Genomic DNA, 14,979 nt, shown 5'->3' with positions numbered 1-14,979 from the left:
TACATTTATTAATAGGGAAGCTAGATTAGTTATGTACACAAGCAGGAGGAGGAGAACGTTGATAAGGAACAAATACAAACCGGTAAAACGATGGAAGAAAAAAAATGCAACTTTAATCAAGCAACTAAAAAGGAAACAATCATTCTATGGACAGAAAACGAATACGGATCAGGTAAAATTGAAGAAAGTCATTCCATTTTCCAATAATAAACGTCCGTATTTACAGGCTAAACAATCAAAATGGAGAATTCCTACTGTATTTACAATTTCAAGTTTGATTTTGACCATTCTAGTAATCCCAACACTTATTGTTGTACCTTCTGGAAAAAGTGAATCATCACAAGAAATAGCGACGATTGCAGAAGAATTAGATACAGCGGCTAAAATAGAGGAATCACCTTTCGCGGTGGAAGTCATGCGTAGTACAACGAAAACAGTGGAAGATATTCCATTAGAAGATTATGTTGCAGGAGTTGTTGCATCTGAAATGCCAATTGAATTTGAACTGGAAGCATTAAAGGCACAGGCGCTTGCTGCAAGAACTTACTTGGTGAATCACTTGCTTCATGGTAATGAAGCTTCAGAATATGATGTAACGGATACGGTCCAGCACCAAGTTTATCGAAGCGAAGAAGAGCTTCTAGCTGAATGGGGAAGTAAGTACACCGAGAGGATGAATAAGATAAGAGAAGCGGTGAACGCAACGAAGGGGGAAATTTTAACCTATAAAGATGCACCGATCACTGCAGCATTCTTTTCAACGAGCAATGGTTACACGGAGAATTCAGAGGATTATTGGGAAAGTGAATTGCCATATTTAAGAAGTGTTGAAAGCCCATGGGACAAAGACTCTCCTAAATACCTTCATCAAAATACATTTACTATCGAACAGGTGGAAACGGCATTAGAAATCGATTTACCGAATGAAACGCCACTTTTTTTGGAAGAAGCAAGGACAGAGAGTGGACGTGTGAAAGAGCTAGGAATTGAAGGGCATTCCTTCTCTGGAAGGGATATCCGCGATAAGTTAGAATTGAAGTCCAGTGACTTTACGATTGAGCAAAATAATGGGCATCTTGTATTTACAACAGAAGGCTATGGCCATGGAATTGGTATGAGTCAGTATGGTGCGAATTATATGGCAAAAGAAGGGAAAACCTACCAGGATATTGTTAAGCACTACTACCAAGGTGTAGAAATAAGTACGGTAAATGATACAACACCAACCCTCGTCTCGAAATAGACGGGGGTTTTTCTTGTTTCTGCTCTACTAGGAGCGCGGATAAGTGAGAGGAATTCTTTTCGCCAAAGTTCACCCAGGAATCGCTGAAGTTCACAGAGATTTAGCTGAAGTTCACAATCAATTCGCTGAAGTTCACACCTTTCTCGCCAAAGTTCACACCGATAAACCAAGGCAAAGCACTGATAAAATGCAGGTTTACTAAGTAATCTATCATCATTACTTATTTAATAGGAATCCCTTACCTTTCCCCACTTTCCAAATAAAATGCATCATTTTAAAAAGTTTTTTTCACGAGATGTATATATTTCCGCTTTTCTGATAACAATGGTTCTTGAGGTGATGTTCTAATGAATGAAGAAAACAAAGGAACTCCAAAAAATAAATGGAGTCGTATTTTCCGGAAAAAATGGTTTTTCCCAGCATTATATTTGTCAATCGCTGCGCTTTTATTAGCTGGTGTGGTTTGGTATCAAAATCTTGATAACCAAGCTCAAGATGCTACTGAACAAACAGAAGATGAGCAGTTGGCGGAAGATTATGTACCAACACCGAATGATGAAGATGCAGAACCAGTACTTGAGCAACAAGAAACGATCCAGTTACCTGTAACAGATCTAGATCAATCAGAAATCGTAACTAAATTTTATGATTACAATGCATCCCAAGAAGATCAAGAAGCTGCTTTGGTGTTCTATAACAATAGATACTACCAAAGTACAGGAGTTGATATTGCATCAGCAAATGATGAAACATTTGATGTTGTAGCATCATTAAGCGGTACGGTTCAAGAAGTGAAGGAAGACCCGTTACTAGGAAATGTCGTTACACTAACACATCCTAACGAAGTCATGACACACTATGCAAGTCTTGGTGAAGTCACTGTAACAGCTGGTGATGATGTAAAACAAGGCGATAAGCTTGGAACTGCTGGAAAAAATATTTTCGGAAAAGACAATGGTACACATGTACACTTTGAAATTAGAAAAGATGGAAAAGAAGTGAATCCTGAAAGCTACTTTAATCAGCCAGTTAGCAACTTGGACAATGAGCTAGGTGAGGAAGTAAGCGAGGATTCAGAGCAGGCAGAAGATCAAGAATCTGAGGCAAATGAAGCAGCTGAATCAACTGAATCAGAAGAAGCAGAGCAGACTGAAACTGAATCAGAAGAAGCAGAGCAAACTGAAACAGAAGAATCAGAAGAAGAGGCTCCTGGTGAAGATGATTCAGTAGTAGACGATTCTGAAGACGAAGATGTAGATTCTGAAGATGAAAATTAAATCTAAAAAACTCTAGTAAAAAATTTTTACTAGAGTTTTTTTCCTTTTTTCTCGCAAAATCTATCTAATTCTTGGGTAATACTACCACTTTTATTTATCCCTGCCAGATATTGTCGAACGATTCTTATAATATTCTACAAAAATATGTGTTACTATAATAATGGTTAAGAAATGAAAGGGTTTTACTTCACGACAATTCACATAAAATAACGATAAAAAATAGAGAGAAAGAACGAGAAAGTTTTCTAATTTTGGAAGGGGAGAATATGAGATTGTCGGCTAACATTTTATTAGAAAAGAAAGAGCAAACATGGGAGCAATTCCAGGAAAGGGTGAGATTGGAATGTGACATAGAAACTGAGACTCAGATGATGCGGAGGTTTTTCTTGCAAACATCCTCCATAGATGTTCAGAAAAAGGGTCTAGAATTTCTGTATATGAATGGGTTCTATGATGATTTACAGCTTTTAATTAAGATTAATCAACAATCTGATTACACTTCGAATCGAAATTGGGCCAGAATCTATCAAATATTACTAGATACGAAGAGCGGCCAATACTCCCCAGAAGAATTACTACAACAATTAGAGCAACTACACACCCAGGAGACAGAAGTGCTATGTTTAAAGGAATTCGCAAAAATCAACATCTACTACAACAGAAATCAGTATAACGAGTTTGGTAATTTTCTAAATACGATAGAACAATTATTCCTAATGATTGATGACTACTTTCTATTAGATTACTTCAAACTCCGAATCAGTCAAATATACTTTGTGTATTCATTAATGAAGAATGAGCTAATTATTGCTAGAAAATATGGTTACAAGGTTTTAACGTTAACGAAGAGCCCTTCCATACAAGTGGATGCGCATATTAAATTAGGCTTGTCGTACACTTTTGATTCCTATTCACAAGGTATATACCATTTGGAGCAGGCACTAAAGATTGCTAAAAAGCATCATCTAACAGAAAAAATTTACTTAATTGAACAGCGAAATATTCCATTCTTGTCAGCTAAATTTAAAAAGGTAGAAAACATCTCAACAAACGATATTAGTGAACAAGCCCATATTGAAATTGCTAAAGGCAACGATGAAAAAGCAGTTGAATTACTCGAAGATGTTTCTTTGGATACGCCATTTAGATTATATTATATGGGGAAAGCAAAAGGTGACAGAAATTTATTGATACGAGCATACAAGGAATTTATTCATGAGAGAGGTGACTACTTCTTTAGTAGATTGCCCCTCGATGAATTAAGAAAAATATATATTTAAAAGGAGTAATGTTATGAAAAAACGACATGTGTTAATAGGTATGTGTGTAGCTGCTGTATTTGCTCTTGTTTTCGGTTCTCCAGAAATAATTGTTACTCAAGATCCTGGTTTGGGTGATTTATTTAGCTAATTAAGTTTATGTACTAGGTACTTCGTATATTCATACGGAGTGCCTTTTCTTTTTTATACCCGATTACTTTCAATCTAAACGTATATTTTAAAAATTATTATGTGTTTTGAATACTTTATTCTTGGATTTTAATCATAAACAGGCTAGCGGTGTAATAAAATGAATACAAATCAGTCATTTTCAGGCGTCTGAGGTGAGAGCTTATGTGGCTGTTAGACAAACATGAATAAACAGATATGTAAATGGTAATATTGTTACTAAAAATTACAGAAAATTCATTTAATTTTATATCTTAGATAACCATGCATACATAATAATGAACCCCTTTCATAGTCCCTTATAGTATATGAACAAGCTGCAACCACATGAACACCTTGTCTCATTTTTAGCACCTCGGAAGTTATCAACTTAGGGAGGCGAACGGTGTGCACGATTACATCAAAGAAAGAACAGTTAAGATAGGAAAACATGTTGTAGAAACAAGAAAGACAGTTCGAACCATTGCGAAAGAGTTTGGTGTCTCAAAAAGTACTGTACACAAAGACCTAACAGAGCGACTACCAGAAATAAACCCTGAATTAGCCATTCAAGTAAAGGAAGTGCTTGAATACCATAAAGCAATACGGCATTTACGTGGAGGTGAAGCAACGAGGAAAAAGTATAAAATTGAGGAGACGAATAACGAAGTGAAACCTGTTGGATAACACCGGAAGTCAGCCGTTTTTTGTGGGCTGGCTTTTGTGCGGTCTTGTCTGTGCGGTGGAATCAGCAGATGCACCCAAAACTGTCCCCTGTAACCCGCAAGAATCACTCCCAAGTATCCCCATTTCCTCCAAATAAATTCGGATAAAATTTTTTGCTGGAAATGCAGTTAATTGTAGAATTTTGTGGTAAAATATTTTATTAGTAGCATTATGTTTTCTAAAGCAGATGCAAGATAGTTATGGTAGGAGGATCTAGATACATGTTTTCTAGGGATATTGGAATTGACCTTGGAACAGCAAATGTTTTAATACATCTTAAGGGAAAAGGGATTGTCTTAAATGAGCCATCTGTTGTGGCGATGGATCGGAATACAGGAAAAGTACTTGAAGTTGGTGAAGCGGCTAGACGTATGGTTGGACGGACACCAGGAAACATTGAAGCAACACGCCCATTAAAAGACGGTGTTATTGCTGATTTTGATGTGACAGAAGCGATGTTAAGACATTTTATAAATAAAATTAATGTAAAAGGGGTTCTTTCTAAACCAAGAATGCTTATTTGTTGCCCGACAAACATTACGAAAGTGGAACAAAAGGCAATCAGAGAAGCTGCTGAGAAATCTGGAGGAAAGAAAGTTTACCTAGAAGAAGAGCCGAAAGTTGCTGCAATTGGTGCTGGAATGGATATTTATCAGCCAAGTGGTAATATGGTCGTTGATATCGGTGGTGGAACAACAGATGTTGCTGTGCTTTCCATGGGTGGAATTGTAACTTCAGAATCCATCAAAATGGCCGGTGATAAGTTCGATATCGAAATCCTTCAATACATTAAGAAAAAGTACAAGCTATTAATCGGTGAGCGTACGGCAGAAGATATTAAAATTCAGGTTGCTACCGTATTTGAAGGTTCAAGAAATGAAGAGATGGAAATAAGAGGCCGTGATATGGTATCAGGTTTACCGCGTACAATTTCAGTTCAATCCGCTGAAATTGAAGAAGCGTTACGTGAATCGGTTTACTTAATTGTTCAAGCAGCAAAGACGGTTCTTGAACGCACACCACCAGAATTATCTGCAGATATTATTGATCGTGGGATTATTTTGACAGGTGGCGGTGCATTGATTCACGGAATAGATCAATTACTTGCAGAAGAATTAAAGGTCCCTGTCTTCATTGCGGAAGAACCGATGAGCTGTGTTGCAAAAGGAACTGGAATTATGCTTGAGAATATCGATAAAATAGAAAAAAGAAAAATGATGTAAGATAGAAACAGTTAAGTTTCGTTCATTCTGTGGGAGCATTTCCCATAGAATGAACCATCTTCCTAGTGTATATGGAATGGAGGAATAGATATGTTAAGAGGTTTCTATACTGCTGCAAGTGGAATGCTGTCTCAGCAGCGAACACAAGAAGCGTTAGCGAATAATATAGCGAACATGAATACAATTGGCTATAAAGCAGATCAAACAACACTACGCGCATTCCCTGAACTTTTGCTTCAGCAATCGGGATCCCAAAATATCCCCACTAAAAATGGTCTAAATCTACCAGTACAGCATACGATTGGCTCAATCAATACCGGTGTATATGTACAAGAAACAATCCCCAACTTTTCCCAAGGTGATTTAAAAGAAACAGGCTTAACAAGCGATTTAGCTATTGTACAAGGCGGATTGCCAGATGAAACAGGTGCGTTGTTTTTTACTGTCCAAAATGAAGCAGGAGAGCCCCGTTATACGAGAAATGGGAATCTGACTGTGGATGGACAAGGTTTCCTTACAACAAACCAAGGGCACTATGTTTTAGATCAGGCAGGGAATCCAATACAAACAAATGGCATGGAATTTACAATATCCCCAGAAGGATTACTTCAAACACCAGAACAAACGGTACAACTTGGCATTGCGTACGTGGCGAATGCGAATGATTTAGTGAAGGAAGGAAACGACTTGTTTAACGGTGAAGCAGGAGCAGTTCCACCTGGTGCGACGTATAGCGTTAAACAGGGATTTCTAGAGCAGTCAAATGTTGATGCACTTCAAACGATGACAGATATGATGACGTCTTATCGCCTATTTGAAACAAATCAGAGGGTTTTAAAGGCCTATGATGAAAGCATGGGTAAAGCAGTAAGTGAGATAGGAAGAATTGGCTAAAGCTTTATAGAAACGTAAGGGAGGGAAAATGTATGTCTAGAATGATGATTCAAGCAGCAGTAACGATGAATCAATTGCAAAATAAGCTTGATGTAATTGGTAATAATATGGCCAATAGCCAAACCACAGGTTATAAAGCGCGAGAAGCACAGTTTTCATCTTTATTGTTTCAGCAAATGGACAATCTAAATACTCCTGAGAATGCGGAAGGTCGTTTAACTCCTGATGGTATTCGTATTGGAGCTGGTGCTAGACTCGGCTCTATCAACAGTAATTTTGGTCAGGGGAATATTGTTACCACAGACCGTGCCCTTGATACAGCCTTACTAGGTAGAAACCATTATTTTCAAATCCAAGTAACAACGAATGATGTTACAGAAACGAGATATACAAAAGATGGGGCATTTTATCTTAGCCCAGTGGAAGGCAATCAATCTGTCATGCTTACGACAAGTGATGGAAATCCTGTCCTTGGTGAAAACGGCCCAATTATTTTTGCAGATGGATTTGATAACATTGATATCCGTGAAAATGGACAAGTTGTTGTTGAGCGTGCGGGACAAACAGAAGTGGCAGGTACTCTAGCAGTTGTAGAAGCTGTTCGTCCAGAAGTACTTGAAGCAACTGGTGAAAATATGTTTCGATTACCTGATTTGAATGCATTGGGGTATAATATAAACGAAGTGCTCAGGCAAGCTCCACAGAATGGTGCGTTATTGCAGAGTAATGCATTAGAGCAATCAAACGTTGATCTTTCAAAAGAAATGACTGAATTAATAATGACCCAGCGCTCCTATCAATTTAATTCAAGAACAATCTCGATGGGTGACCAAATGATGGGCTTAGTAAATTCCCTACGATCCTAAGGTTTATTTAAAAAATTCTATTAATTATCTAGGGCGTTATGTTAAACTGATCATAGGATGGCTAGTACATTTGCCATGGATCTATAGGATTAAGGAGTAATTAATATGTCAACTGACCAATCAAATCAAGCTGTTGCCGAAAAGCCATCTAGAAAAGCTCTAAAAAATGGAGAGAAAGACAAAAAGAAAGAGTCGGCTGCAGAAGAAGCTAAAGCAGAAAAGGTAACAAGAAAACAGCAAAAGAAAAAGAGAAAATTAGAAAAACGACAAAATAAAAAGCCAAGACGAAGAATTTTCCCAATTTGGCTTCGGATTATTATTGTCTCAATTGCTGCTTGTGCTGCATTAGTTGCAGGTTTAATGATTGGATATGGTGTTCTTGGTGATGGAAATCCTACAGACGCATTAAGAACAGAAACATGGCAACATATTATAGATATTGTAACAAAAGTTGAATAAAATACACGAGGCAATTCATTCTATTGGGTGAGTTGCTTTTTTTTGATCAGGGTAACGTACTCATCTTTGGATAAATTCGTTCATCTCAGGATAAATGTTCTTATCTCTGGAAATATTCGTTCATCTCAGGATAAATGTTCTTATCTCTGGATATATTCGTACATCTCAGGATAAATGCTCTTATCTCTGGAAATATTCGTTCATCTCAGGATAAATGCTCTCATCTCTGGATATAATTGTTCATCTCAGGATAAATGCTCTTATCTCTGGATAAATTCGTACATCTCAGGATAAATGCTCTTATCTCTGGAAATATCCGTTCATCTCAGGATAAACGTTCTTATCTCAGGAAATATCCGTTTATCTCAGGATAAATGTTCTTATCTCAGGAAATATCCGTTCATCTTAGGATAAATGTTCTTATCTCTGGATAAATTCGTTCATCTTAGGATAAACGTTCTTATCTCTGGATATAATCGTTCATCTCAGGATAAATGCTCTTATCTCTGGAAATATTCGTTCATCTCAGGATAAATGCTCTCATCTCTGGAAATATCCGTACATCTCAGGATAAATGTTCTCATCTCCCAACACTCCCACCAAATACTTCATATAGCACCTTACATCTGCTATAATAGGAGCTAGTCCTAATACTTACAATAAAGGAGTGGGAGCATGTTAGATATTGAACAAATCAAGGAAATCATACCTCATCGTTATCCATTTTTATTAGTAGATAAAGTTACGGAGATGGTGGAAGGTGAACGGGTTGTTGGGTTAAAAAATGTAACAGCAAATGAACCTTTTTTTCAAGGGCATTTCCCACAATACGCGGTAATGCCTGGTGTATTAATTCTTGAGGCACTTGCCCAAGTTGGAGCGATTGCTGTACTAGATATGGAAAAAAATAAAGGGAAGCTTGGGTTTTTAGCGGGTGTGGATAAGTGCCGTTTTAAAAAGCAAGTAAGACCTGGAGATCAACTGAAATTAGAAGTAGAGATACTTCGAATGAAAGGGCCGATTGGTAAAGGAAAGGGAATTGCAACCGTTGATGGCGAAGTAGCATGTGAAGCGGAAATAACGTTTGCAATTAAATAAATCGGCAACTTGAAAAATATTGCAAAAAACATGTATCACTTCTCCTAAAATGGTTAACCTAAGGGCGAATCAATATATTAAAGGAGGAGACAGATCATGTCTAAACGTTTTTTGATTAAATTAGGTGCGCCAATATTGGCTTTATCTTTAATCGCTGCTTGTGGAACGGATGAGGAACAAGATCCGATTGATGAAGAAGCTCCACTAGCTCCTGAAGATGAAGCGCCATTGAACCAAGAGGATGACAATAATGATACAAATCCGGCAGAAGAAGACGGTGCTGGTGATGGCCTTATGGATGAAGAAGGAATCAATGGAAATGGTGACATCGGAACGGACGAAGGAACAGGTACGGATGACACAAATGGCGGTGGAACGAACGGTACTGAAGATGGAACTGGTAATGATGGCACCCAAAATGAGCAAGAAGATGAGTTAATCGAAGACGAAAACCAATAATTGCGAAAAAATAAGCAGAACTCCTTAAATAAAGGTTGTTCTGCTTAAAATTTATGCGTAAATTTTTACAACTTTTCGAAATATAGGTAATTTGATGGATATTTAGTAATTTGCATAGTAAAATTGTAATAAAGTTTCTGTTTCTTCATGATTTCCACACACCTTTTTTAGAAGGAAACTAATAATGAAAATAGTAGGGATGGTCAATGAAGAAAATTTATATGGTGACAAAAGAGACAAAACTATTAAAGTACAATGAGTCGGATTACTACAAGACAACGATCTTCGAGAAAAACGAAGAGAAATACTCCCCCTTTCATCCAGAAATTATCTTAGACAATACGTGTAGAAAGGAAGGCACAAGCTTAGAAGGAAGAACAGGTGTTGTAAAAGAAATTCTTAAATCATCAAGTAAACTTCCAATTCCACTTATTATCGCAGAAGACGTTTATATGTTTCCTACTGCATCCGCTAAAAATAAAAACTGCGTATGGTTTTCTTACTACCAAATAAAAAAATACGAACAATATGGCGAGGGGACGCTTGTGACGTTTCATGATGAAACATTTATATATGTTGATATAAGTATAAACAGTTTTATAAGTCAACGAAGAAAGACAAGTGAGATTATCGTTTATTATAATAAACCAAAGCTTTTTACATAAATGAAACCATTAGAACTGAATACACGTATGAATGAGATAAAAGGGGAGACTACTGTTTCCCCTTTTGTTGCTTTTCGTTTTTTTCTAAAAGATTGTTGTTAAGTCCACTATTTATATCAACTAGAAGAATAAAAGGAATAAAGCGTAATAAAAAATTATGAGAAATTTAAAATTAGTACCCGTTACATATACGGCTGAAAAGGATATACTGGGGACTAGTAAGCTTATGCTATTTATTTTGTAACGGATGCGAAAGGAGTAGATTGGATGAGGAGATTATTACTTAGTGTAACAGCGATTTTGTTACTTATTGTACTTGCTGCATGCAACGAAGAAGAGCCAGTAGATGAAGAAGAAAGAGTTGTTGCAGTTGAGGTTGCAGAAGCAATGGAAGGTAATCTTACGGTAGAGAATATGATTTATGGTCGCACTACCCCACATCAAACGACACCGGTTATCGTACAAGTACCAGGTGAAATCGATGCGCTTGAGGTAGAGAATGGAGACAAGGTTGAAGAAGATGATTTGATTGCAACCCTTGCTACAGCGGCGGGTAACCAAAATATTCATTCAACAGCAGATGGTGAGGTTATTAATTTACAAGTGCAGGAAGGAGATATCGCAACGACTGACCAGCCATTAGCAATGGTCGCTAATTTGGATAGGATGGAGGTCCAGTTTTCAGTAATATCCTCCGTTCGTTCCTTATTTTCGAAAGCGGATACACTGGATGCGATGATAGATGGTAAGGAATACGAAGCAACAGTAACACAGATGGATACATTACCAGATGATACAGGTCTATACCCAATCATTGCAATAGTAGAAAATGAAGACGCGGATATTTTACCAGGAATGATTGCTGAAGTCGTTGTTCCAGAGGAAAAAATAGACTCTGCAATTATTGTACCGACTGAAGCGATTGTAGAAGAAGCTGAAGAGTCGTATGTTTATGTTGTAAAGGATAATATGGCTGAGAAGCGAGATATAACGATTTTGGAAACCGAGTCCAAGAATACGGCAATTGAAGGTGATATTAAAGCGGGAGACCAAATTATAACAACAGGTCAGCTTACACTTAACAACGGGATTCAGGTAAACGTAACGGGAGGGGAATAACGTGAAGCTCGTACATACATCCGTTAAACGACCTGTTGGTGTCATCATGATTGTACTTGCTATTATTGCGCTGGGACTTGTTTCTGTCCGTAACTTGGCTGTGGATCTCTTCCCGAAGATTGATTTACCAATCGCAGTGGTAGCAACGAATTATCCAGATGCAGCACCAGAAGACGTTGAGAATTTAATTTCGAGGACGATTGAATCTGCAGTAAGTTCTGTAGAAGGAATTGATACGGTTCAATCCCAGTCACAGTCTGGTGCATCTCTAGTATTGATGATGTTTAAGAATGGGACAGATTTGGATCAAGCATTACTAGATGTTAGGGAAAAAATAGACCAAGTAAAAGCATTTTTACCTGAAACAGCAGGCGACCCGAATATCTTACGCTTCAGTCCAGAGGCAATGCCTGTCATGTATGTTGGTCTAACTGGAAAAGATACAGCAGCCTTGACTCAGGTCGCAAATGATCAAATTATTCCCTATTTTGAACGGCAAGGTGGTGTTGCATCGGTAACGGTTGAGGGAGCTGTTACGCGTGAGATTCAGCTTGAGCTAGATACTGCGAAAATGCAACAATATGGTGTTTCCAGCGGAGAAATTGTTCAAGCTCTAAATAGCACGAATAATGCTGCATCCGTTGGTTCGGTTGACAAAGGGAATCAAAACTTGCAGCTTCGAGTCACAGGTGAATTTGAATCAACTGATGATATAGAAAATACGATTATTATGACGCAAGCTGGAGCAACTCTCCATGTTAAGGATGTTGCAACCGTTAAGGATACATATAAGGACCAAACATCTGCATCCCTTGTGAATGGGAAAGAGTCAATTGTACTTTCGATGATGAAGCAAACGGATGCAAATACGGTAGAGGTTGCAGGGAACATTAAGGAAAGCCTTGAAGAAATTAGTTCTGAGTTAGGGGACGCTGTAGAGCTAGAAGTACTTATTGATACATCTGAATTTATCGAGATGTCGGTCGATTCGGTTGTGCAAAATATTCTTATTGGCGGAGCAATATCTGTATTTATCCTCCTCTTATTTTTAAAGAGTATCCGTGCAACACTTGTTATTGGATTATCGATTCCGATTGCACTAATTACAACCTTTGCACTTATGTACTTTACAGGGCAAACACTAAATGTACTTACGTTAGGTGGTTTAGCACTAGGTATTGGAATGATGGTAGACAGTTCCATCGTTATTTTGGAAAATATTTATTCATACCGAAAACGAGGGTTCAGTTTGTTTGAATCAGCAACAAAAGGAGCATCAGAGCTTGCACCAGCTGTAATTGCTTCAACGACAACGACATTGGTTGTATTCCTGCCAATGGTATTCGTGAAAGGAATTGCATCCGATTTATTTATGCCACTTGGATTGGCGGTTGCCTTTTCCTTGGTCGCATCCCTTGTTGTTGCAATAACAGTTGTGCCAATGCTTTCATCTAAATTGCTTAGCGGTGCAATGAAAGACAATGGACGCCGCTACTGGTTTGATCGTTTTCTCGACCTTTTACGAAATAAATATAGTAATGGGCTAAAAGCAGTACTGAAATTCAGGAAAACAGCGATTACAGTAGTCGTTATAGCAATTGCCTTAAGTTTAGCATTAATCCCAACAATTGGTGCAGAATTTATTCCTGCTTCAGACCAAGGTCAAGCACAGATTTCGGTTGAGACGGAAGTTGGTTCGAAAGTTGAATACACACAAAGTATCGTAGAACAGGTAAATGGTATCCTCACAAGCTACGGCGACGTGATTGATATTAGTTATGTTACAGTCGGAGGGACGTCTAGTAACGTGGCATCATACACATTACAGATGGTTCCAGCTGGAGAAAGAGAGCAGTCGACAACAGAAATTGTTAAAGAAATGGATAAAGATTTAAGGAAGATTGCTGGTGCAAAAATAAGCGCTAATGCGATGGACGGCGGGATGATGAGTATGGGGGATCCTATTCAAATCTCTCTAAACGGACCCGAGCATGAGATACTACGTGAGCTGTCTGAAGAAGTGGTAGCAGAAATATCAACCATTGATGGGGTTTTTAATCCAACATCGTCTGCTTCAGAGGGTATCCCGCAAATGCAGATACACGTTTACGAAGAAAAGGCAGCAACATATGGATTAACCGAACAGCAAATTACAAGCCAGATTCAAATGCAATTTACCGGACAGTTAGCAACAACATATCGTGAATCAGGCCAAGAGCTTGATGTAAGGTTAGTGTATCCAGAGGACAAACGCTCTGAAATGAATGATTTGGAAGATATGAAAATCCAAACCGTAACAGGTGTGTTTATTCCGTTAAGAGAGGTTGCATCATTTGAAGAAATACAGGGACCAGCTTCCTTGTTAAGAGAAAATCAACAAGCCCAGATGAATGTGACAAGTGCACTTGTTGATCGTGACCTTGGAAGTGTTGTCACAGATATTGAAACAAAATTAGATGGAATGAACTTCCCTGAGGGCTATACATTTGCAATCGGCGGGCAAGCAGAAGACATGGTAGAATCCTTTGGCCAACTTGCACTGGCATTGGTATTCTCGATTTTTCTAGTGTATGCGGTTATGGCAGTTCAATTTGAGAATTTCTTGTTCCCGTTCATTATCATGTTTGCGATGCCAACATCAGTAATTGGAGTACTTGGTGGATTATTTATTACAGATATACCACTAAGCATACCTGGGTTTATCGGAATTATTATGCTCGCAGGTATTGTTGTAAATAACTCTATCGTGCTCGTTGATTATATTAATATCCTAAGGCGACGTGGTATGGAAAGAAAACAAGCAATCATTGAGGCAGGCAGGAGTAGATTACGTCCAATTCTAATGACAACATTAACAACGGTCCTTGCAATGATTCCGCTTGGCCTTGCATTAGGCGAGGGCGCAGAATTGCAACAACCACTTGCGATTACGATTATTTTTGGACTAAGTGTATCAACCCTATTTACGTTATTCTTTGTTCCGGTTATGTATACGTTATTGGATGACCTGACAGCGAAAGTTACTGGTAGGAGGAAGAAGGAAATGTGACGTGATATGTTAGACCCCACTTTAGAGATTATTTGGCTATAGTGGGGTTTCTAAATGTGAGATATTCTGTTTGTGATGATAGAAAAGAAGGGGCATGGAGGATTGTCAACGTAGATAGATAAAGAGTTTCGATTATAATTGAATAATATTGAACTTAGACGGAAGTACAAGGGTACAAGACACTTCTATGGTGAATTAACTTTATTATGATAAAACAGAAAGTAATATAGTAGTAATTAACTTGCTTTCTCTCTCTTTTACTTGTAGGGGAAAATATATCCTTATTCGGTAGCGGGTAGCGTTAATTCTAGAAGGAATAGAATTGATTTGTGCTGAACAAACGGGTGCAATATTTGTGCGAAATGTTCCTAGTTTAAATGGAGGATGGCAACATTTCTCTGGTAAAGGCTAGGCAATTCCTTTTGGAATTGAAGGATTATATTGAAGAATCAAATGAAGGGGTAACGCTCCGAA

General features: G+C 38.0%; 13 protein-coding genes. All 13 read left to right on the top strand.

Annotation, left to right across the window (positions count from 1 at the left end; genetic code table 11):
* Positions 1 to 58 precede the first annotated feature (58 nt).
* The 13 genes from spoIID to D8M05_RS10055 all read left to right on the top strand — a co-directional run bounded on the left by spoIID (position 59) and on the right by D8M05_RS10055 (position 14,505).
* Entirely contained in the window at positions 59 to 1,243 is a 1,185-nt protein-coding gene (gene spoIID / locus D8M05_RS10115) for a stage II sporulation protein D (RefSeq protein WP_245985285.1), read from the top strand.
* Positions 1,244 to 1,590: 347 nt separating this feature from the next.
* Positions 1,591 to 2,520, top strand: coding sequence for a stage II sporulation protein SpoIIQ (spoIIQ, locus tag D8M05_RS10110; protein WP_121131413.1), 930 nt, complete (start codon positions 1,591 to 1,593; stop codon positions 2,518 to 2,520).
* A gap of 266 nt (positions 2,521 to 2,786) precedes the next feature.
* A complete protein-coding gene (locus D8M05_RS10105; RefSeq protein WP_121131411.1) occupies positions 2,787 to 3,800 on the top strand; it encodes an AimR family lysis-lysogeny pheromone receptor in 1,014 nt (337 codons plus the stop codon).
* A gap of 555 nt (positions 3,801 to 4,355) precedes the next feature.
* Entirely contained in the window at positions 4,356 to 4,634 is a 279-nt protein-coding gene (gene spoIIID, locus D8M05_RS10100) for a sporulation transcriptional regulator SpoIIID (RefSeq protein WP_121131409.1), read from the top strand.
* 260 nt (positions 4,635 to 4,894) lie between these two features.
* Entirely contained in the window at positions 4,895 to 5,896 is a 1,002-nt protein-coding gene (gene mreB, locus D8M05_RS10095) for a rod shape-determining protein (RefSeq protein ID WP_121131407.1), read from the top strand.
* Positions 5,897 to 5,986: 90 nt separating this feature from the next.
* Positions 5,987 to 6,790, top strand: coding sequence for a flagellar hook-basal body protein (locus D8M05_RS10090; RefSeq protein WP_121131405.1), 804 nt, complete (start codon positions 5,987 to 5,989; stop codon positions 6,788 to 6,790).
* A 32-nt stretch (positions 6,791 to 6,822) separates the two neighbouring features.
* Entirely contained in the window at positions 6,823 to 7,656 is an 834-nt protein-coding gene (locus D8M05_RS10085) for a flagellar hook-basal body protein (protein WP_121131403.1), read from the top strand.
* A gap of 105 nt (positions 7,657 to 7,761) precedes the next feature.
* Positions 7,762 to 8,115 (top strand): DNA-directed RNA polymerase subunit beta, encoded by a 354-nt coding sequence (locus D8M05_RS10080; RefSeq protein ID WP_121131401.1) that lies wholly within the window; start codon positions 7,762 to 7,764, stop codon positions 8,113 to 8,115.
* 675 nt (positions 8,116 to 8,790) lie between these two features.
* On the top strand, positions 8,791 to 9,213 hold the full coding sequence (fabZ, locus tag D8M05_RS10075; protein ID WP_121131399.1) for a 3-hydroxyacyl-ACP dehydratase FabZ: 423 nt from the start codon (positions 8,791 to 8,793) through the stop codon (positions 9,211 to 9,213).
* A gap of 96 nt (positions 9,214 to 9,309) precedes the next feature.
* The gene (locus D8M05_RS10070) at positions 9,310 to 9,672 is read left to right on the top strand and encodes a hypothetical protein (RefSeq protein WP_121131397.1); all 363 of its coding nucleotides are present in this window, start codon (positions 9,310 to 9,312) and stop codon (positions 9,670 to 9,672) included.
* 206 nt (positions 9,673 to 9,878) lie between these two features.
* Complete coding sequence (locus D8M05_RS10065) at positions 9,879 to 10,337, top strand: competence protein ComK (RefSeq protein ID WP_121131395.1); 459 nt, start codon at positions 9,879 to 9,881, stop codon at positions 10,335 to 10,337.
* Between the two features lie 267 nt (positions 10,338 to 10,604).
* The gene (locus D8M05_RS10060) at positions 10,605 to 11,456 is read left to right on the top strand and encodes an efflux RND transporter periplasmic adaptor subunit (RefSeq protein ID WP_121131393.1); all 852 of its coding nucleotides are present in this window, start codon (positions 10,605 to 10,607) and stop codon (positions 11,454 to 11,456) included.
* Between the two features lies 1 nt (position 11,457).
* Entirely contained in the window at positions 11,458 to 14,505 is a 3,048-nt protein-coding gene (locus D8M05_RS10055; protein ID WP_121131391.1) for an efflux RND transporter permease subunit, read from the top strand.
* Positions 14,506 to 14,979: the final 474 nt, after the last annotated feature.

Origin of the sequence: Oceanobacillus bengalensis (assembly GCF_003628445.1) — a bacterium.
GTDB classification, from domain to species: Bacteria; Bacillota; Bacilli; order Bacillales; family Amphibacillaceae; genus Oceanobacillus; species Oceanobacillus bengalensis.
The sequence above is the reverse complement of the archived record's forward strand: the minus strand, read 5'-3'. Positions and strand labels throughout refer to the sequence as shown.

Coding starts and splice junctions, on each gene's coding strand:
- spoIIQ (WP_121131413.1), top strand. CDS start 1,591: ATGAATGAAGAAAACAAAGGAACTCCAAAAAATAAATGGAGTCGTATT.
- D8M05_RS10105 (WP_121131411.1), top strand. CDS start 2,787: ATGAGATTGTCGGCTAACATTTTATTAGAAAAGAAAGAGCAAACATGG.
- mreB (WP_121131407.1), top strand. CDS start 4,895: ATGTTTTCTAGGGATATTGGAATTGACCTTGGAACAGCAAATGTTTTA.
- D8M05_RS10090 (WP_121131405.1), top strand. CDS start 5,987: ATGTTAAGAGGTTTCTATACTGCTGCAAGTGGAATGCTGTCTCAGCAG.
- D8M05_RS10085 (WP_121131403.1), top strand. CDS start 6,823: ATGTCTAGAATGATGATTCAAGCAGCAGTAACGATGAATCAATTGCAA.
- D8M05_RS10080 (WP_121131401.1), top strand. CDS start 7,762: ATGTCAACTGACCAATCAAATCAAGCTGTTGCCGAAAAGCCATCTAGA.
- fabZ (WP_121131399.1), top strand. CDS start 8,791: ATGTTAGATATTGAACAAATCAAGGAAATCATACCTCATCGTTATCCA.
- D8M05_RS10070 (WP_121131397.1), top strand. CDS start 9,310: ATGTCTAAACGTTTTTTGATTAAATTAGGTGCGCCAATATTGGCTTTA.
- D8M05_RS10065 (WP_121131395.1), top strand. CDS start 9,879: ATGAAGAAAATTTATATGGTGACAAAAGAGACAAAACTATTAAAGTAC.
- D8M05_RS10060 (WP_121131393.1), top strand. CDS start 10,605: ATGAGGAGATTATTACTTAGTGTAACAGCGATTTTGTTACTTATTGTA.